The following is a 19,045-nucleotide window of genomic DNA, read 5'->3' on the forward strand; positions in this document are numbered from 1 at the left end:
CCATGACCGCACCCCTGCTGATCCAGGAGGCGGGGGCCGTCCGGACGGCCCCCGCCTCCGGGGCCCACGCCTTCTGGCGGCGGCTGCGCGCCCGGCGGTCCGCCGTCGTGGCGGGCGCCGTCGCCGCCCTGCTCGTCCTGACCGCCCTCGCCGCGCCGCTGCTCGCGGCCGTGGAGGGCCAGGACCCCACCACCTACCACCCGGACCTGGTCGACTCCGCCACCGGCGGGGTGCCGGTCGGCGCCTTCGGGGGCATGAGCGCCGACCACTGGCTCGGCGTCGAACCCCTCACCGGCCGCGACCTGTTCGCCCGCGTCGCCTACGGCGCCCGCGTCTCGCTCGGCGTCGCCCTCGGAGCGACCCTGCTCCAGGTGCTCGTCGGCGTCGCCGTGGGGCTCGCCGCCGGGCTCGGCAACCGCTGGGTCGACCAGGCGCTCAGCCGCCTCACCGACGTGGTCGTCGCGCTGCCCGTCATGGTGATCGCCCTCGCCGCGCTCGCCGTGGTGCCCGCCGGATTCCCCCGGCCGGTCCTCATCGCGGTCATGGTCGGCCTGGTCGGCTGGTCCGGCATCTCCAAGATCGTGCGCTCGCAGACACTCGCCCTCAAACAGCTCGACCACGTCGCGGCGGCCCGGCTGAGCGGCTGGAGCGGGGTGCGGATCGCCCGGCGCGAACTGCTGCCCGCGCTCGCCGCCCCCGTCATCACCTACGCCGTGCTGCTCTTCCCCGGCAACATCGTCGTCGAGGCGGCGCTGTCCTTCCTCGGGGTCGGCATCAAACCGCCGACTCCGTCCTGGGGACAGATGCTCAGCGACGCCGACACCTGGTACCGCGCCGCCCCCACCTACCTGCTGATCCCCGCCCTGCTGATCTTCGTCACCGTGCTCGCGCTGACCGTGCTCGGCGAGGGCGTCCGCACCGCGCTCGACCCGCGCGTCGCCTCGCGGCTGCGGATCGGCACCGGCCGCAAGAAGGAGGCCGGAGCGTGACCCGCTTCCTGCTGCGCCGCGCGGGCGGCGCGCTGCTGGTGCTCTTCGTGCTGAGCGTCGTCGTCTACGCCGCGTTCTACGTGGCCCCCGGCAACGTCGCCCAGATCGCCTGCGGTCCCCGGTGCTCACCCGCGCAGGTCGCCCAGGTGAGCGACCAACTCCGCCTCGGCGACCCGGTGTACGTCCAGTACGCCCACTTCGTCCAAGGCATCTTCGCCGGCCGGGACTACTCCACCGGTACCGGCGTCCTGCACTGCCAGGCACCCTGCCTCGGCCGCTCCTACCAGGACGACCAGCAGGTCACCGACATGATCCTGGCCAAGCTCCCCGCCACCGCCTCGCTGGCCCTCGGCGCGTTCGTGCTGTGGATCGTGCTCGGCGTCGGCACCGGGCTGCTCTCGGTCTGGCGGCGCGGCCGCGCCACCGAACGCGTGCTGACCGGACTGACGCTGGCCGGCATGGCGACGCCCGTCTTCGTCGTCGGCCTGCTGCTCATCATCGTCTGCTGCTCCGTCCTGCGGATCCTGCCGTTCCCCGACTACGTGCCGCTGACCGACGACCCCGAGCAGTGGGCCTGGAACCTGCTGCTGCCCTGGGTCTCGCTCGCCCTCGTCACCGCCGCCCCGTACGCCCGGATGACCCGCGCGTCGATGCTGGAGACCCTCGCCGAGGACCATGTGCGCACCTTCCGGGCGTACGGAGTCGGCGAACGCGCCATCGTCGGGCGGCACGCCCTGCGCGGCGCGCTCGGACCGGTGATCGCGCTCGGCGCGCTGGACATCGGCTCGATGTTCGGCGGCGCGGTGCTCACCGAGTCGCTGTTCGACATCCCCGGCGTCGGACGGGAACTCGTCGAGGCCGTGAAGAACGTGGATCTCCCGGTCGTCGTCGGGCTGGTGCTGGTCACCGGCTTCTTCGTCGTCCTCGCCAACGCCGTCGCCGACATCCTCCAGGCGCTGGCCGACCGTCGGGTGGTGCTCTCATGAGCCTCGTCGAAGTGTCCGGACTGACCATCGACTTCGACGGCGTACGCGCCGTGGACGGGCTCTCCTTCACGCTGGACGAGGGGGCCGCCCTCGGCGTCGTCGGCGAGTCGGGGTCCGGCAAGAGCGCCACCGCCTACGCCCTGCTCGGACTGCACCGGGGGACCGGCGCGGCGGTCGGCGGCTCCGTGCGCGTCGCCGGCACCGACGTGCTGAGCGCGTCCGACGCGGAGATACGGGCGCTGCGCGGGGCGAAGGCCGCCATGGTCTTCCAGGACCCGCTCTCCTCGCTCGACCCGTACCAGTGCGTCGGCGACCAGATCGCGGAGGTGTACCGGGTCCACAACCGGGCCTCCCGGCGGGCCGCGCGGGCCCTCGCCGTGACGGTGCTCGACCGGGTCGGCGTGCCCGACGCTCCCCGGCGGGCGCGGTCGCGCCCGCACGAGTTCTCCGGGGGCATGCGCCAGCGCGCGCTGATCGCGATGGCGCTGGCCTGCGAACCGGAACTGCTGATCGCCGACGAGCCGACGACCGCCCTGGACGTCACCGTGCAGGCGCAGATCCTCGACCTGCTGCACGACCTGCGCCACGAGACCGGCATGGGGCTGATCCTGGTCACCCACGACGTCGGCGTCGCCGCCGAGAGCGTGGACGAGATCCTGGTGATGCGCGACGGCCGGGAAGTGGAACACGGCCCGGTGGCCCGCACGCTGAGCGAGCCGCGCGCGCCCTACACCCGGACGCTGCTCTCCGCCGTGCCCCGCATCACGCCGCCGGACCGGCCCGTACCCGCACCCGGACCTCCCGCCACGACGGCCGCCGTCGTGGCGCCGCGCCCCCGCAGGCCGCAAGCGGAACCGGCCGGGGAGACTCCGGACCGGGCCGCGCCGCTGCTCGAAGCGGTCGGACTGCGCAAGGAGTTCGGCCGGGGGAGGGGACGGTTCACCGCCGTCGACGACGTCTCCGTCACCGTCGAGGCGGGCCGCACGCTCGGCATCGTCGGCGAGAGCGGCAGCGGAAAGACGACCCTCGGACGGATGCTGGTACGCCTGACCGACCCGACCGCGGGCCGGCGCCGTTACGGGGGTACGGAGATCGGCGCGCTGTCGGCGCGGGGACTGCGCCCGCACCGGCGGGAGTTGCAGATGGTCTTCCAGGACCCGGTCGCCTCCCTCAACCCGCGGCGGTCGGTGGGCGAGTCCGTCGCGGACCCGCTGCGGGCCGCCGGGGAGCGCGACGAGGACCGTCTCCGCGAGCGGGTCGGCGGGCTGCTGGAACGGGTCGGCCTGGACGCCGGGCGTTACGACGCCTATCCGCACGAGTTCAGCGGCGGGCAGCGCCAACGCGTCGGGATCGCCCGCGCGCTGGCCGCCGAACCCCGGCTGATCGTCTGCGACGAACCGGTCTCCGCGCTGGACGTCACCACCCAGGCGCAGGTGGTGGCGCTGCTCGCCGAACTCCAGCGGGAGCTGGGCATCGGCCTGGTCTTCATCGCCCACGACCTCGCGGTGGTCCAGCAGGTCAGCCACCGGGTGGCCGTGATGCGCGGGGGCCGGATCGTGGAGCAGGGCACCGTCGACGAGGTGTACGGCGCCCCCGGCGACCCGTACACCCGGCAGCTCCTGGCGGCCGTCCCGGCACTGGACCCGGCGGTGGCGAAGGCCCGGCGCGCGGCCCGGCGCCGGCAGGCCGGCGGGGCGGCGGCGTCCGCGCCTGCTCCGTCGGCGGCGGCCGGGGCGGCGCGCGTGGCGGGCTGACGCGGCAGCCCCGCCGCCGGTCCCGCCGGCCCGGCCTCCGGACCGCGCCCCGCGCCCTCCCGTTCCCGGGGCGCGGGGCGCGGTCAGGTCCGTACCACCAGGAGACGGAGCGCGAGCGCGGCGATCAGCGACGCGGAGACCACGCCGGTCAGCAGCCGGCCGCGGTCCCCGGTCAGCGCGCGGCCCAGCAACGCGCCGCCGCAGGCCAGCAGGGACTGCCAGCCCGCGGACGCGGCGAACGCCGCCGCCACGAACACCGCCCGCTCCGCCGGGCCCGCCCCCGCGGACAGCGTGCCGCCGAGCACCAGCGCGGCGAAGTAGACCACCGTCGTGGGGTTCAGCAGGGTGAGCGCCAGCAAGGACGCAAAGGCCCGCGCCGGCGAGGGCGGAGCCCCGTCGCGGGCGTCCGCCGACTCCCGCGCGCGGTACCGGCGTACGGCCGATCGGCCGGTCCGCACCGCCAGTGCCAGGAGCACGGCGGCGGAGAACAGGCGCAGCGGGAGCAGGACCGGCGTGAGCAGGGGCGCCAGGGTGGCGCCCCCGGCCGCCGCGACCAGGGCGTAGAGGCCGTCGGCGGTGGCGACCCCGAGGGCCGCGCAGGCCCCGGTCCGCAGCGGCGTCCGGGCCGCCAGGGCCACCAGATACGCCGCGACCGCGCCCACCGGGACGGCGATGCCGAGGCCGGCCAGCAGCCCCGCGAGGGCCGCCGCGCTCACGGACGGAGAGGATCGGGCCTCCGTCGGCGGCCGGGCCGCTGCTGGTCGCCCCGGTGCGGGGCGGAGGGAGCGGCGGCCGGGGGCGCGGGGGTGAGAGTCGTCTTCATGGCCGGGAGACTGCCGGTCCCGACGGGGCGCGGCAAGCCGTTTTCCGCGCCCGGCACCGCCACTGTTCCCGTCCCGGACCCGGCGTCACGGCCTGACGGCGTGTGACCGAACGCCAAGCGATGCGAAGGAACGCCGCCGGGGCGCGAAGGTTACGACGGTTCACCCCTTTCGGTGGTGCGACGGACAACCGTCCGTCATCCCCCCGTCCTGTCCGCATACGGTCGTCCCGCTGTGAGCCACCCGCCAACGGTGGCTGCCCACAAGGGAGATCGGGGGTGCACTCGTGCGGATCGGCCTGCTCACCGATGGTGGTTATCCGTATGCGAACGGTGAGTCCAGACTGTGGTGCGACCGCTTGGTACGCGGTCTGCCCCAGCACGAGTTCGACCTTTTCGCGCTGAGCCGCTCCGCCGAGCAGGAGGACCTCGGCCGGGTCCTGCTCCCGCCGCAGGTCCGCGAGGTGTACACCGCACCGCTCTGGGACTCGGAGGAGGACGTGCTGCGCGGCGGCGAGGGCGGCTGCGGGCTCACCCGGCTGGTGACCGGCGGCGCCGGAGCGTACGGGCGCCGCGAGCGGCGCCGGTTCACGGCGCACCTGACGGAGCTCTGCACCGCCGTCTGCGCGTCCGAGGAGGACGCCGCGCGCACCGCCGGACTGTTCACCCGGGGGCTCTACGGGCTCGCCGAGCTGGCCCGGGAGCACGGCGGGCTGCACACCGCCCTCCGCTCCGAGGCCACGGTGCGGATCCTGGAGGCGGCCTGCCGCGCCCGGGGCACCGCCCGCACGGTGCAGCGCGCGACCGTCGCCGACCAACTCGCCTTCGCCGCCGAGCTGGAACGCCTGCTGCGACCCCTCTCGCTCGACTGGTACGACGACGACACCCTCGGCTCGGTGGACCTCTGCCACGCCGCATCCGGCGGCGCGGCCGCCCTGCCGGGGCTGCTGGCCAAACGCTTCTTCGGCACCCCGTTGCTCGTCACCGAGCACACCGTCCCGCTCCGCACCCACTACCTCTCCGCCCCGGACGGAGCCGGCGCTCCGGCCCGCGCCCTGCTGGCCCGGCTGCACGCCCGGCTCGCCGCCGAGGTGTACCGGCAGGCCGCCGTGATCACCCCCGGCAACACCCATGTGCGCCGCTGGCAGGAACGCTGCGGTGCGGACCCCGGCAGGGTGCGCACGGTGTACCCCGGCATGGAGGCCGCCCGGTTCGCCGGGGTCGGCGAGGGACCGCAGGACGACGGAGCGGGCCCGGGCACGCTGGTGTGGGTGGGCAGGATCGAACCGGCCAAGGATCTGATCGGCCTGCTGCACGCCTTCGCCGAGGTCCACCGCGCCGAGCCGGACGCCCGGCTCCGCGTCTTCGGGGCCCCCGCCGACGGCCCCGAGGGCGCCGCGTACCTCGGTCACTGCCGGGCGCTCGCGGCGCGGCTCCTCCCCGACGAGGCGGACGGCGCGCACGCCGAGGGCGACAGCCCCGTCTCCTTCGAGGAGATCGGCGGCCCCGAGGCGCACGACCTCGCCGAGGCGTACGCGGCGGGCGGCATCGTCGTCCTGTCCAGCGTCGTGGAGGGGTTCCCGATCAGTCTGGTGGAGGCGATGTTCTGCGGTCGGGCCACCGTCTCCACGGACGTGGGCGCCGTGGTCGAAGTCATCGGCGGCACCGGCCTGGTGGTGCCTGCGCGCAATCCGAAGGCGCTCGCCGACGCCTGCCTCGCCCTGCTCGGCGACCCCGAGCGCCGTGCCCGCCTGGGGGCCGCCGCGCGGGCCCGCGCCGTCGAACTCTTCACGGTCGAGCAGAACCTGGCGGCGTACCGGTCCATCTACCTGGAACTGCTGGCCCGTTCACCGGGGCGGGTGGCCCGCGCGGCCCGGTACGACGACCGCGACACCCGGCCCTTCGCCACGCCGCCGGAGGCCCATGTGCTGGGGGAACGCACGGGCGGGGCACGGACCCCACAACCGGCCGGGCGGGCCGCGGTACCGGACGCGGGTCCCGTCGAGGAGCGGTGGGTCCCGGCGGCCGCCACGGCTCCGGGGGCGCACGCGTCCGCGGAGTCCGCCGGCGCGCGCGCCGGGCGGGTGCCGCGCTGGGCCCAGGTCCCCGAAGGCGCGTGTGCCGGGGCGGGGGACGGCGATGCGTGATTCCCGCCCCACCGCCCCCGCCCACGAACCCGTCCCGGACCCGGCCCACGAACCGGCCCACGAACGCGTCCACGGACCGGCCCCGGACCCGGCCCACGCACCGCACGGAGGAGACCCGATGGGCCGAACGGCCCCCGAGCCCGACGCCCCCGAGCCCGACGCCCCCGAGCCCGACGCCCCCGAGCCCGACGGCTCCCGCCCCGGTGAGGGTCGGCGGCCGGCCGCCGACGTGCCGTCCACGCGCGACGAACGGTCCGGACCGGCGGGGCGCGGGGCCGGGACGCCGCGGACCGCCGCCCCCTGTGCCGACGAGGACGCGCCCGCCGAAGGCCCTCGGCCCCGCGACGATGCCTCGGACGCAGCCGCCCCGGCCGACGACGCGACGCCCGACGCCCCGGCCGACGCCCCCCGCGCCCCCGAACTGGCCGCCTCCGCTCCGGCGCACGCCCCCGCGCACCCGGTCCCCGGCCGCGGAGCGGGCCACCCGGCGGCCGGTCACCCCGCCACCGGCCGCCCCGTCCCGAACCGTCCCCCCGCGCGCCGTCCCGGCACCGCCCGGCGCGGTCCCGTGGACCCCGTGAAGTCGCTGCTGCACCGCCACCGCGACCTGTGCGAACGGGCCGTCGACCCGCTGGAGATCGCCGCCGGGCTGGAGGCGCACGGCCTCACCGACCGCACCGCCGCCCGCTACCGCCACCGGGACGTCTTCTCGCTGGCCGAGGAGCTGTACGCCCGCGTCCCCGATGCCGAGCGGGAACCCGCCGCCCTGCCCTCCGGCCCGTCCCCGGTCCCGCCGGCCGGGGCGCGCACGGCCTGGACGCTCCGCGCCCTGCTGCCCGGTGCCGCTTGCTTCCTCGCCGTGACCGTGCTCCGGCTGACCGATGGCGTGTTCGGCGCGGGCACCCGGTTCGCCCTGGTCGCGGCGGGCGTCCTGCTCGTCCACCTCGCGCTCCGGGCCGCCCTGCGGACCGGCCCGCTGAGGGCCGCCGGGGGCTCCGGCCGGGCGGGCCTCTACACCTGCTGGCTGCTCGCCTTCGCCGCGTACGGCGAAGGGCTGCTGGCCCAGATCGCCCGCGGCGGCCCCGACGGACCGTGGGACGGCGACACCGCCCCGCTGCTCGGCCTCTCCCTGGCGGTGCCCGCCGGGGCGTGGTGCGCGCACCTGTTCGCCGTACAGGCCCGCCGCAAGCTCGACGGCAGTCGCGCCCTGGAGGAGTTCGGCGCGGGCGTCCGCCCCGTGCTGCTCGTGGTGGTGGTCCTGTTCGCCTGCGCCCTGGTCCCGCCGCTGGTGGCGGCCCACCTCGGACTCGGCGCCGGCGCCGTGCCGCTCTCGGCCGCCGCGCTCGGCGTCCTCTTCTTCCTGGCCCGGCTGGAGGCCGTGCACGGCCTCACCGCGCCCGCCGTCACCGCCCTGGCCGCCGCCTGCGCCGTCGAGGCCGCCGCCCCCGCCCTGCTGCTGGCCGGCCGGCTGCCCGGCCTCGCCCCGCTCGCCCGGCCGGTCGACGTGCTGATCGCGGCCGGGGGCACCGGGGCCGTACCCGCCCTGGCCTGCACGGCGGCCGCCCTCGGACTGCTGCTGCACGCCTCCGCCGCACTCGCCCGCGCCTCCGCCCATGCCGCCCGCCGCCCCTGACCCGCAACGGACCGCCACGGAGCGCCGCGCTCCACGGCCCCCGAACCGCACGACCCCCGCGGAGCCGACGCCGCGGGACATCCGTACCGCACGCAACCGCTCAAGGAGAAACCGGACATGACCCCCCGACCCACCGCACCGGCAGCCCGCCGTCGGCACTCAGGGAGCGCGCGATGAGGGTTCTGCTGCTCGGAGCCAACGGCTTCCTCGGACGTTTCGTCGCCGACCGGCTGCTCGCCGACCCGGCCGTGCACCTCACGGCGCTCGGCCGCGGCGACGACGCCGACGTCCGGTTCGACCTCGCGGGCGGCAGCCCCGGAGCGCTCACCCGCTTCCTGGACGCCGTCCACCCCGGAGTCGTCGTCAACTGCGCCGGAGCCACCCGCGGCGGCGCCCGCGAACTGACCCGGCACAACACCGTCGCCGTCGCCACCGTCTGCGAGGCCCTGCGCCGCAGCGGCTGCGGCGCCCGCCTCGTCCAGGTCGGCTGCGCCTCGGAGTACGGGCCCTCGCAGCCCGGCTCCTCCACCGCGGAGGACGCGGTGCCGCGCCCCGGCGGCCCGTACGGCGTCAGCAAGCTGGCCGCCACCGAACTCGTCCTCGGCTCCGGCCTGGACGCGGTGGTCCTCCGGGTCTTCTCACCGGTCGGACCCGGCACCCCGGCCGGCTCCCCGCTCGGCAGGCTCGCGGAGGCGATGCGCCGGGCGATGCAGTCCGGCGACGGGGAGCTGAAGCTCAGCGGCCTCGGCGTCCAGCGCGACTTCGTCGACGTGCGGGACGTGGCGCGGGCCGTGCACGCCGCCTCGCTCTCCGCCGCCCAGGGCGTCGTCAACATCGGCACCGGCCGCGCGGTCCGGCTGCGGGACGCCGCCGCCGTGCTGGCGCGGGTCGCCGGCTTCGCGGGCGCGCTGCACGAACTGGACACGCCCCCGGCGCGGCTGCCGATCGGCGCCCCCCGGCCCTCCGCCGAGTCCATGGTCGAGCACCTCGCCGCCACCCCGTCCCCCTACCCGGACGGCTGCGGCGCCTGGCAGCAGGCGGACGTGCGCACCGCCCGCGACCGGCTCGGCTGGCGCCCCCGGATCAACCTGGAGGAGTCGCTCGCCGACATCTGGATGGAGGCGGCATGCCGCATCTGACCCGTACCGGAACCGCCCCCCGGATCAGCGGTGGCGAACGGCTCGGCGTCGGCGTGCCCGGCTACGGCCACCCGCTGCTGGCCCGCGCCGAATGGGCCGAACTCGTCCGGCCCGGCACTCCGCTGCACTGGGCCGTCCTCAACGTGGCCGACGGCCCCGGCAGCCGCCCCGACCCGCACTGCCTGGAGGCGGCGGGCCGACTGCGCAACGCCCGCGAGCGCGCGCTGCACGAGGACGCGCCGGGCGACGCCGTGCGCGCCGCCGGCGGCCGGCTGCTCGGCCACCTGAACCTCGCCGGCGGCCGGCGGCCGTGGGACGAACTCGTCGCCGACGCCCGCTCGTTCCTCGACTGGTACCGGGTCGGCGGCTTCTACCTCGGCCGCTGTCCCACCGACCGGGCCGCGCTGCCCTCGGTCCGCCGGCTCACCGCCACCCTGCACGCGCTGGCCGGGGAGAGCGGCCACGACGACGGCTCCCTCCGGATCGTGCTCGGGCACGGCACCCACCCGCACCCCGGATACGCCGAGGCCGCCGACCAGCTCGTCACCTTCCGGGGGCCGTGGACCGAGTACCGCTGGGCGGAGGTCGAGCAGTGGACCGCCGACTACCCGCCGGGGCGCTTCGCGCACTTCGTGCACGGCGTCCCGCGCACCCACCTCGACGAGGCCCTGCGCATCGCCCGCTGGCAGGGGGCGGGCACGGTCTTCTTCACCGACCGGGACGGCCAGAAGGGACAGACCGACCCCTTCGCGACGCTGCCCGGCTACTGGGACGACATCGTCTCGCGGATCGGACCCGGTATCTCGGAATGACGGGGGGCGTGGCAGTGTTACGGCAAGAACAACCGTACGCAGATGAAGTACGTAGAAACCGACCACCTGCATTGTCGAGGTTCCTGTGTCGCTGCCACCCCTGGTCGAGCCCGCTGCCGAGCTCACCGTCGATGAGGTCCGCAGGTACTCCCGCCACCTGATCATCCCGGACGTCGGGATGGACGGGCAGAAGCGGCTGAAGAACGCGAAGGTGCTCTGTGTGGGCGCCGGCGGTCTCGGTTCGCCGGCGCTGATGTACCTGGCCGCCGCCGGTGTCGGCACGCTCGGCATCGTCGAGTTCGACGAGGTCGACGAGTCGAACCTGCAGCGTCAGATCATCCACAGCCAGGCCGACATCGGCCGCTCGAAGGCCGAGTCCGCGAAGGACTCGGTCCTCGGCATCAACCCCTACGTGAACGTGATCCTCCACGAAGAGCGGCTCGAAGCCGAGAACGTGATGGAGATCTTCGCGCAGTACGACCTCATCGTGGACGGCACCGACAACTTCGCCACCCGCTATCTGGTCAACGACGCCGCCGTGCTGCTGAACAAGCCGTACGTGTGGGGGTCGATCTACCGTTTCGACGGCCAGGCGTCCGTCTTCTGGTCCGAGCACGGTCCCTGCTACCGCTGCCTCTACCCGGAGCCGCCGCCGCCCGGCATGGTCCCCTCCTGCGCCGAGGGCGGGGTGCTCGGCGTGCTCTGCGCGTCGATCGGCTCCATCCAGGTCACCGAGGCCATCAAGCTGCTCGCCGGCGTCGGCGACCCGCTCGTCGGCCGTCTGATGATCTACGACGCGCTGGAGATGCAGTACCGCCAGGTCAAGGTCCGCAAGGACCCCGACTGCGCGGTCTGCGGCCCGAACGCCACCGTCACCGAACTCATCGACTACGAGGCCTTCTGCGGCGTCGTGTCCGAGGAGGCCCAGGAGGCGGCGGCCGGCTCCACGATCACTCCGAAGCAGCTCAAGGAGTGGATCGACGGGGACGAGAAGATCGAGATCATCGACGTCCGCGAGCCGAACGAGTACGAGATCGTCTCCATCCCCGGCGCCAGGCTGGTCCCCAAGGGCGAGTTCCTGATGGGCAACGCCCTCCAGGACCTGCCGCAGGACAAGCGCATCGTCCTGCACTGCAAGACGGGCGTCCGCAGCGCCGAGGTCCTCGCCGTGCTCAAGTCGGCGGGCTTCGCCGACGCCGTGCACGTCGGCGGCGGCGTGATCGGCTGGGTCAACCAGATCGAGCCCGAGAAGCCGGTCTACTAGACGATCCGGCCCACCGCACCCGTACGACCCCGAGGGGCCGGCCCGCGCACACCGCGCGGACCGGCCCCTCGGCCGTGCGCGGGCTCAGGCGGTGCAGACGGTCCGGTCGGCCGGCACCTTGCCGTTCAGGAAGTACGCGTCGACCAGCGAGGTCACGCACCGGCTCTCGCCGTAGGAGCCATGGCCCTCGCCCTTGTTGGTGATCATCACCCCGACCCCCTCGCCCAGCTCGTCCGCCATCCTCTGCGCTCCCTCGTACGGGGTGGCGGGGTCGCCGGTGGTGCCGATGACCAGGACCGGTCCGGCGCCCGGGGCGCTCGCCACCGGCGTCGTGCGCTCGCCGGGCACCGGCCAGCGGGCACACCAGCCGGCCGTGTCCCAGGCCAGGAAGGGTCCGAAGACCGGCGACAGCTTCCGGAAGGCGGGCAGCAGCGCCCGCGCCTGCTCCACCGTGGGCCGGTCGGAGGAGTCGGCGCAGGAGATCGCCCGCTGCGAGTGCGCCTGAGTGTCGTAACGGCCCTGCTCGTCGCGGCCGTTGTACGAGTCGGCGAGCTGGAGCAGTCCGTTGCCGGTGCCGTTGTTCTGCGCCTCGTCGAGCGCCTGCGCCAGCATCGGCCAACTGCTCCGCGCGTACAGGGGCGTCACGATGCCGGTGATCGCCAGGGACTCGTTGAGCGTCCGCCCGGAGTCCGTCGGCAGGGGCTTGGCGTCGATCTTCCTCAGCAGCCGCACGATCCGCTGCGTCCCCGCTTCGGGGTCCTCACCCCGGTCCTTCAGATAGTTCTCCAGGGCCCGTTGGAACCCGAAGGCCTGGTGCTCGGCGTGCCCCACGGTGTCCGCCGTGGGGTCGACCACGGCGTCCAGCACGGTGCGCCCCACGTGCTGCGGGAACAAGTGGGCGTAGGTGCCGCCCAGCTCCGTGCCGTACGACACACCGAAGTAGGAGAGCTTCTCGTCACCCAGGACCTGACGCAGGACGTCCATGTCGCGGGCCGCGTCCGACGTGCGCACATGGGGCAGCACCGTGCCGGAGTTCTTCGCGCACCCCGCGCCGAAGTCCGCGGCGTCCTCGATGAAGGCGGCCTCCTCCGCAGCCGTGTCGGGCGTCATGTCGATCCTCTTCAGGGCCTGTTCGGTCCGCTGGTCGGTGCGGCAGTTCACCCCGGCGCTGGCGGCCACCCCGCGCGGATCGAAACCGACCAGGTCGTAACGGGAGTTGAGGTCGGCGTACGACGCCGACAGGCGCGGCAGGACCTGCACCCCGGAGCCGCCGGGGCCGCCGAAGTTGAACAGCAGTGAGCCGAGCCGGCGCTGCCCGTCCTGCGCCTGACGCCGGATCAGCGCGATGCCGATGGTCCGGCCCTCCGGTTCCGCGTAGTCGAGCGGCACCTTCACGGTCGCGCAACGCCAGGCGGAGCCCGGTGCCTCGCCGCCCTCGGGCGCTTCGCACCGCTGCCAGTCGGGCCGCTGTCCGGTGAGCGAGGCGGGCAGACCCGCCGGGGCGCCGCCGGTCGCCGTCGCGGAGGCGGTGGCCTTCGCGGTCGCGGACGGAGTGCCCGCCGCCTTGCCGGAGGTTTCCCCGCCCCCGCCGCCGCAGCCCGCCAGCGCCCCGGCCATCAGCAGCGCCGCCCCGGAGAGCGCCCCCACGCGTCGGTTCCGTCCCCTTGCGTGCATGTGGTGCCGTCCTCCCCGTTGCCGCGGACGCGGTACGACACGCCCCGGCGCGACCTGTGTCGCGGTCATGCTATGCGGCGCCCACGAGCGAGCCGTGCCCCCGCTTGCGCCCACGAGCGGGCCGTGCGCCGCCTACGAGCAGACCGTGCCCGCCGCGGGTACCTCGCCGTCGAGCAGATAGCCGTCGACCGCCTTCTGCACGCAGGCGTCCCCGCTGTTGTAGGCGCCGTGCCCCTCGCCCTCGTACGTCAGCTCCACGCCCACACCCTCGCCCAGCTCCACGGCCATCGCCTTCGCCCCCTCGTACGGGGTGGCGGGGTCGCCGGTGTTGCCGATGACGAGGATCGGGGCGGCGCCGGGGGCGGACACGTCGGGGGTCTTCCAGGCGCCGGTGACCGGCCAGCCGGTGCAGGAGATCAGGCCCCAGGCGAGGTAGTCGCCGAAGACGGGGGACGCCTCGCGGAACTCCGGGAGGGCGGCGCGCGTCTGCTCCACGCTGAAGCGCTGGGCGGAGTCCGCGCAGTTGATCGCGGCGTTCGCGGCGTTGGAGTTGTCGTAATGCCCGTCCTGTGAGCGGCCGTTGAGCGAGTCGGCCAGGGCCAGCAGCAGTGCGCCGTCGCCGCCGTCCGCTTCGTCCAGCCCCTGCTCCAACAGGGCCCAGGTCTCCTTCGAGTACAGCGAGGAGGCGATGCCGGTCAGCGCCTGGGACTGTGTGAGCTTGCGTTCGCCGAGCCCCGGTACCGGTTCGTCCTCCAGCTTCGCCAGCAGCTCCGCGGTCCACGTCTCGATCTCCTTGCCGGTGGAACCCGGCAGCCTGCACGCGTCGCCCCGGTCCGCGCAGTCCGCGGTGAAGGCGTCGAAGGCGAGCTGGAACCCCTTGGCCTGGCCCAGCGACGACTCCTTCACGTCCTCGGTCGGATCGACCACCGCGTCGAGTACCGCCCGTCCGACCCGGTCCGGGTAGAGGTGGGCGTAGACGCTGCCCAGTTCGGTGCCGTACGAGATCCCGAAGTAGTACAGCTGGTCGTCGCCGAGGACCTCGCGCATCAGGTCCATGTCGCGCGCCGCGTTCGTGGTGCCGACGTGGGGCAGCTCCCCGCCGGAGTTCTTCCGGCAGTCGTCGATGTACGCCTTCTGGCCGGCGGCGTAGGCCTTCTGCGCGGCGGCGTCGTCGGGGGTGGCGTCCTGCGCGTAGCGCGCGTCGAGCGTCCTGTCGTCGGAGCACTCCACGCCTTCGCTGCGGCCGACCCCCCGGGGGTCGAAGCTGACCAGGTCGTAGCGGGCCCGCAGCCGGTCGTAGTCGGTGCCGAGGGCGGGCAGGGTGGCGACGCCGGAGGCGCCGGGACCGCCGAAGTTGAAGATCAGTGAGCCGATCCGCCTCTTCCGGTCCGTGGCGGCGGCCCGGACGAGAGCCAGTTCGATGGTCCGGCCGTCGGGCTTCGCGTAGTCCAGGGGCACGTCCATGAACGCGCACTCCCAGGCGGTGCCGCCCGGCAGCGGCGACGGGGAGGTGCCGCCGCCCTGCGAGGTGCTCGGCGCCGTACACCGTTTCCAGTCCAGATCCTGGGAGGCGAGCTTCGCGGCCGTCGAGGTGGGCGACGCGGTGGACGCCGGGACCGGGGACCGGTCCGCACCGCCGCTCCCCGTGCCGTCCCCGTCCGAACAGCCCGCCAGCGGGAGAAGGACACCGGCGGTGGCGGTGAGGGCGGCGGCACGCAGGGCGGGGGAAGTCCTCATGATCTCCATCGTGCGGCGGCCCGGACCGCCGCGCGCGGACCGGCGGGCCATGCGGGTGGCCGGGCCGCGGAAGGGATGCGGCGAGGCTCGGCGGGCGTGGGAGGTGGGCCCGCGCCAGTGCGAGGCGGTCCGTGGAGGGTGCGCGACGCGGTGCGGGCGCGTCCGGGGAGGCGCGCGCGGCGCGGTGCGTGGCGGTGCCCGTGACGCGGTGCGCTCTCGCCGGTGCGCGCGGGGCGTGCGCACCGGCGGGAGGCGCCCAGGCGGCTCCCGGACGCGTGCCGGGGCGGGACCGTCCTCGGCCCGGCCCCGGCACGCGCCCCCGAGACGTCCCCTACAGCTCGCCCTTACGGGTCAGCTGGTTGAAGCACAGCCACCCCGGCAGCACCGGCAGCCACAGCGTCATCAGGCGGTACAGCAGCACCGCGGGGGCGGCCACCTCCTTGGGCAGGCCGACCGCGATGAGCCCCAGCGTCAGCGCGCCCTCGACCGCGCCCATGCCGCCCGGCGTCGGCGCCGCGGACCCGAGTGCGTTGCCCGCGAGGAAGACCACCGCGATGCTCGCGTAGCTGAGCTGCGGCACGTCGGGCCCGCTGAACGCGCGGATCGAGGCGTCCAGACAGAGCACGAACAGGCCCGTCAGCAGCAGCATCCCGCCGATGCCGGTGAGCAGCTTCTGCGGCCGCTGCACCACGTCCAGCATGCGCGGCACGACCCCGGCGAACAGGGACCGCACGCGGGTCACCACGAACTTGCGCAGGAACGGGATGGCGGTGACCACCAGCACCAGCACCGCGACCGTCAGGAGCCCGGCGATCACCGTGCGGGACGGGGTCAGCGAGTCCGGCGTCTTCTCCGTGCCCGTCAGATAGCCGAACAGCCCCAGCAGCAGGATGTGACAGCCGAGGCCGAAGAGCTGCGACGCGCCGACGCTGGCCACCGCCAGCCCCGGACGCACGCCCGCGCGCTGGAGGAAGCGGGTGTTCAGGGCCACCCCGCCGACCGCCGCCGGCGCGACGATCTTCACGAACGACCCCGCCACCTGCGCCAGCACCGTGCGGCCGAACGCCACCCGCTCCGGCACGAAGCCCAGCAGGCTCATCGCCGCCGCGACGTAGCTCAGCGCGGAGAAGCCGAGGGCGGCCGCCACCCAGCCCCACTCAGCCTGCTCGACGACGGTGCCGAAGTCGGCCTGGGTGACCTGCGAGATGAGGAAGTAGGCGGCGATCGCACCCGCGATGAAGCTGAACAGCGTGCGCGGCTTGATGCGCTCCAGGCGGACCGGTTCGACCGGTGCCTGCGGGCGGATCAGCAGCACCTGGCGGCGGATCTGCGCCAGCAGGTCCTCCTCGCGCGCCTCGTCCAGCGCCTCGTCCAGCGCCCGCTTCTCGGCCTGCTTCTCGGTCCGCTGCGACTTTCGCCCGGCCTTGCGGCCCGTCGCCTCCGCACCGCTCTCCGCGGCCTCCTCGGCCTTGGCGCGCTTGGCGGCGCCGGACGCCTCCAGCACCGCTTCCCGCTCCCGCTGGGCCCGCTCCCGCGCGATCCGGCGCAGCGTGGCGCGGGTCGAACGGCTCAGCGCGATCGGCTGGAGCAGCGGCAGGCAGTTCGCCACCGCGTCCGGTCCGAGCACCTCCAGCGCCCCGGACACCGACCGCTCGGCCCCGACCCGGAGCCCCAGCGTGGTCAGCAGCTGCGCCACGTCCATCCGCAGGATCAGGTCGCCGGCCGCGATCTCGCCGCCGCGCAGATCCGTGACGAAGGCCCTGCCGGAACGATCCACCAGCAGCGCGTCGCCGGTCAGCCTGCGGTGCGCGATCCGCCGCGACTGGAGCGCCTTCACCTGCTGCCACGCCGAACGCACCAGCGCGTCGGTGATCTCTTCGTCCGCCAGTGCGTCGAGCTGGCGCCCGCCGATGTGCTCGTAGACGAGCATCACCGCGTCCGGGCCCAGCTCGGAGGTGGCGATCAGCTTCGGTGCGTTGGCCCCGGCGGCGATGGCGGCGTACGCGAGCAGCGCCTCCTGCTCCAGCGCCTGGCGCAGCGACTGGATGGAGCGCCGCTGGGTGAGGCTGCGCAGGGTGATCCTGCGCCACAGGCGGTAGAAGAACCCCTGTGCCTGCTGTTCCCGGTCGACCACCGTCACGTCCAGCGGCGGCCCGTTCTCCAGCGTCACCAGGTAGCGGCGGCCCCGGTCGTTCTGGTCCGGGTTCTCCGGGGCGTCCTCGGTGCGCATCGCGGCGACCGGACGGAACCCGACGTGCCGCAGTCCGGCCATCAGGTGCTGGCCGGTCGGCCGGACGTTGGGCGAGCCGACCGTGTAGAGCGTGCCGTACGCGACGGTCCAGCCGATCAGCACGGTGAGGCCGATCGAGAACGGGGTGGTGTAGCCGCCCACCAGCATCGCGAACGCGTCCAGCAGCAGCACCACCCACAGCACCACCCGCCAGCGCGGCCGCCGGGCCATGCCGACCGCCGTCATGTACGCGATCACCGGCGCGAGGTAGCCGTGCACCGGATCGGTCAGGGCGGCGCCGGGCTGCGGCTGGGTCAGGGCGTCCTGGATCGTGCCGGGCGCGGAACGCGAGACCCAGAGGTCGGTGGCGAGCGTCACGCCGTGCGCGAGGACCGCGGCCAGCACCCCGTCCGCGATCCGCAGCCCGTCACGTTTGACCAGCCGTTCGATCGCGAACGCCACCGGCACCAGGAGCACCGCGATGCTCGACACCAGCCCGGCGATCTTGATCAGCAGATCGGGGGCCTGCTGGGTGCCCTTGGAGATGTCGTCCTCGAGGCCCGTCGTGGTGCCCTGCGCGAACGCCGCGACGGCGAGCAGCAGCGCGATCGCGAGCACGCCCACCAGCAGCCGCAACAGGTCGGAGGGACGGTGCACCCGGGCCGCGAGCAGCGGCTCGTCGCCGGAGACGCGGTCGGTCAGCCCTTCGTCGGCCGCGGAGCCCACGAGGGTCGAGCCGGAACCGCCGGCGGTGACGTCCGCCGGCGGCGGAACATCCGGTACGACGCCGGAGGCGGGCGGCACGGGAGGCGCGGCGCCCCCGGCCTCCGGCCCGGACGCACCGTCCGGGCGGTCGCCGGACGTCCCGTCCGGCTCCTGCCGCGACGTCTGCGGACGCGGTCCTTCCGGCTGCGATCCGGCAGCAGAGCCCGCCGCCTTCGATGGCTGCACGCCCTGCTCCTTCGTGTCATCCGGTCGGTCTTCGTGTTCCGGTGTCACCGCTCACCGTCCGCACGATGGTGGCACGGCCCGTACGGGTACGGGGGCATCAGGGTGCATCCGCCCGGCCCGCGACGCGGAACATTAGCCCCTTTGCCCCGGCGCGCACGCCGGATTCCGGCCCTCGGCCGTACGCCCCCGCACTGTCGGAGGCGTACGGCAAGATGGGAGGGATGAGCCAGCACCGGACGAGTCAGCACCGCACGCCCCCGGGCGGGGCGGACCGTGTCCGCGCGAGCGGTGCGTCCGGCGGCGCGGACCGGCCACCGGCCCTCGCCGAACTGCCCCATTACGCGGAGCGGGTGCTGGACGTCGCCGAGCTGATCCCGCCCGGCCGGGTGATGACCTACGGCGACGTCGCGGAGTGGCTCGGCGACGGCGGCCCCCGCCAGGTCGGCCGGGCCATGGCCCTCTACGGCTCCGCGGTGCCGTGGTGGCGGGTGGTGCGGTCCGACGGGAAGCTGCTGCCCGGCCACGAACAGCGCGCGCTGGGCCACTACCGCGAGGAGGGCACCCCGCTGCGCGAGGCCCCGGCCGCCGCGGACGGACACCTGCCGCGCCTCGACATGCGCCGCGCCCGATGGGACGGACGGGACGGGACGCGTCCGGGCGACGGCGGCGGCTCGGGCGGGGCCGGACCGGGCGGGAGCGAGGAACCTCACATCTGACAGCTTCGGCCATCGGGCTGCGCCCGGCGTCCGGTGCCACGCCCGGATCCGGCACGATCCCCACGGGCGCGTACGCCCCCGGGGCGGGCGGGCACGTGACGCGGAACGCGCCCCGACCGCCGCCGTCCGCGCCCCGTTCGGCGTAGCGTCGTCACGACGCGGCCCGCGCCGGCCGCCCCGGCGACCGTCCGGG

Annotated in this window: 13 protein-coding genes; 9 read left to right on the forward strand and 4 right to left on the reverse strand. The window is 75.1% G+C overall.

Annotated features, from left to right (window positions below):
* Positions 1–2: 2 nt before the first annotated feature.
* Genes Q0994_RS03035 through Q0994_RS03045 form a run of 3 tightly spaced genes read left to right on the forward strand, consistent with a single transcriptional unit; the run spans position 3 to position 3,729 of the window.
* A complete protein-coding gene (locus Q0994_RS03035) occupies positions 3–989 on the forward strand; it encodes an ABC transporter permease (RefSeq protein WP_299528485.1) in 987 nt (328 codons plus the stop codon).
* Positions 986–1,975, forward strand: a complete 990-nt coding sequence (locus Q0994_RS03040) for an ABC transporter permease (RefSeq protein WP_299528488.1) — start codon at positions 986–988, stop codon at positions 1,973–1,975. Before Q0994_RS03035 ends, Q0994_RS03040 begins: the two co-directional genes overlap by 4 nt.
* Positions 1,972–3,729 carry an ABC transporter ATP-binding protein gene (locus Q0994_RS03045; RefSeq protein ID WP_299528491.1) on the forward strand — a complete coding sequence of 586 codons (1,758 nt, stop codon included), beginning with the start codon at positions 1,972–1,974 and terminating at the stop codon, positions 3,727–3,729. Before Q0994_RS03040 ends, Q0994_RS03045 begins: the two co-directional genes overlap by 4 nt.
* Positions 3,730–3,812: 83 nt before the next feature.
* Here Q0994_RS03045 and Q0994_RS03050 read toward each other — a convergent pair whose 3' ends face one another.
* Entirely contained in the window at positions 3,813–4,445 is a 633-nt protein-coding gene (locus Q0994_RS03050; protein WP_299528493.1) for a LysE family transporter, read from the reverse strand.
* A 391-nt stretch (positions 4,446–4,836) separates the two neighbouring features.
* Between Q0994_RS03050 and Q0994_RS03055 the strand changes: the two genes are divergently transcribed.
* From Q0994_RS03055 to moeZ, 5 genes are all read left to right on the forward strand, one after another.
* Positions 4,837–6,696, forward strand: coding sequence for a DUF3492 domain-containing protein (locus tag Q0994_RS03055; RefSeq protein ID WP_299528496.1), 1,860 nt, complete (start codon positions 4,837–4,839; stop codon positions 6,694–6,696).
* 118 nt (positions 6,697–6,814) lie between these two features.
* The gene (locus tag Q0994_RS03060; RefSeq protein ID WP_299528499.1) at positions 6,815–8,329 is read left to right on the forward strand and encodes a hypothetical protein; all 1,515 of its coding nucleotides are present in this window, start codon (positions 6,815–6,817) and stop codon (positions 8,327–8,329) included.
* A 173-nt stretch (positions 8,330–8,502) separates the two neighbouring features.
* Positions 8,503–9,468: an NAD(P)-dependent oxidoreductase gene (locus tag Q0994_RS03065; protein ID WP_299528502.1), complete on the forward strand. Its 966-nt coding sequence runs from the start codon at positions 8,503–8,505 to the stop codon at positions 9,466–9,468.
* Positions 9,456–10,280: a spherulation-specific family 4 protein gene (locus Q0994_RS03070; protein WP_299528505.1), complete on the forward strand. Its 825-nt coding sequence runs from the start codon at positions 9,456–9,458 to the stop codon at positions 10,278–10,280. The genes Q0994_RS03065 and Q0994_RS03070 overlap by 13 nt, the downstream gene beginning before the upstream one ends.
* Positions 10,281–10,365: 85 nt before the next feature.
* Positions 10,366–11,544: an adenylyltransferase/sulfurtransferase MoeZ gene (gene moeZ, locus Q0994_RS03075; protein WP_299528508.1), complete on the forward strand. Its 1,179-nt coding sequence runs from the start codon at positions 10,366–10,368 to the stop codon at positions 11,542–11,544.
* 84 nt (positions 11,545–11,628) lie between these two features.
* Here the strand turns inward: moeZ and Q0994_RS03080 are convergent, their stop codons facing one another.
* The 3 genes from Q0994_RS03080 to Q0994_RS03090 all read right to left on the reverse strand — a co-directional run bounded on the left by Q0994_RS03080 (position 11,629) and on the right by Q0994_RS03090 (position 18,136).
* A complete protein-coding gene (locus Q0994_RS03080; RefSeq protein ID WP_299528511.1) occupies positions 11,629–13,218 on the reverse strand; it encodes an alpha/beta hydrolase in 1,590 nt (529 codons plus the stop codon).
* A 132-nt stretch (positions 13,219–13,350) separates the two neighbouring features.
* Complete coding sequence (locus Q0994_RS03085; RefSeq protein WP_299528514.1) at positions 13,351–14,955, reverse strand: alpha/beta hydrolase; 1,605 nt, start codon at positions 14,953–14,955, stop codon at positions 13,351–13,353.
* A 331-nt stretch (positions 14,956–15,286) separates the two neighbouring features.
* Positions 15,287–18,136 (reverse strand): lysylphosphatidylglycerol synthase transmembrane domain-containing protein, encoded by a 2,850-nt coding sequence (locus tag Q0994_RS03090; RefSeq protein ID WP_299528517.1) that lies wholly within the window; start codon positions 18,134–18,136, stop codon positions 15,287–15,289.
* A gap of 221 nt (positions 18,137–18,357) precedes the next feature.
* Between Q0994_RS03090 and Q0994_RS03095 the strand changes: the two genes are divergently transcribed.
* Positions 18,358–18,852 (forward strand): MGMT family protein, encoded by a 495-nt coding sequence (locus Q0994_RS03095; RefSeq protein ID WP_299528520.1) that lies wholly within the window; start codon positions 18,358–18,360, stop codon positions 18,850–18,852.
* Positions 18,853–19,045: the final 193 nt, after the last annotated feature.

The organism is uncultured Streptomyces sp., from assembly GCF_947488945.1.
GTDB lineage: Bacteria > Actinomycetota > Actinomycetes > Streptomycetales > Streptomycetaceae > Streptomyces.

Excerpts from the sequence above, each read along its gene's own strand:
- Q0994_RS03035 (WP_299528485.1), top strand. The coding sequence starts at position 3 with ATGACCGCACCCCTGCTGATCCAGGAGGCGGGGGCCGTCCGGACGGCC.
- Q0994_RS03045 (WP_299528491.1), top strand. The coding sequence starts at position 1,972 with ATGAGCCTCGTCGAAGTGTCCGGACTGACCATCGACTTCGACGGCGTA.
- Q0994_RS03060 (WP_299528499.1), top strand. The coding sequence starts at position 6,815 with ATGGGCCGAACGGCCCCCGAGCCCGACGCCCCCGAGCCCGACGCCCCC.
- Q0994_RS03065 (WP_299528502.1), top strand. The coding sequence starts at position 8,503 with ATGAGGGTTCTGCTGCTCGGAGCCAACGGCTTCCTCGGACGTTTCGTC.
- Q0994_RS03070 (WP_299528505.1), top strand. The coding sequence starts at position 9,456 with ATGCCGCATCTGACCCGTACCGGAACCGCCCCCCGGATCAGCGGTGGC.
- Q0994_RS03080 (WP_299528511.1), bottom strand. The coding sequence starts at position 13,218 with ATGCACGCAAGGGGACGGAACCGACGCGTGGGGGCGCTCTCCGGGGCG.
- Q0994_RS03085 (WP_299528514.1), bottom strand. The coding sequence starts at position 14,955 with ATGAGGACTTCCCCCGCCCTGCGTGCCGCCGCCCTCACCGCCACCGCC.
- Q0994_RS03095 (WP_299528520.1), top strand. The coding sequence starts at position 18,358 with ATGAGCCAGCACCGGACGAGTCAGCACCGCACGCCCCCGGGCGGGGCG.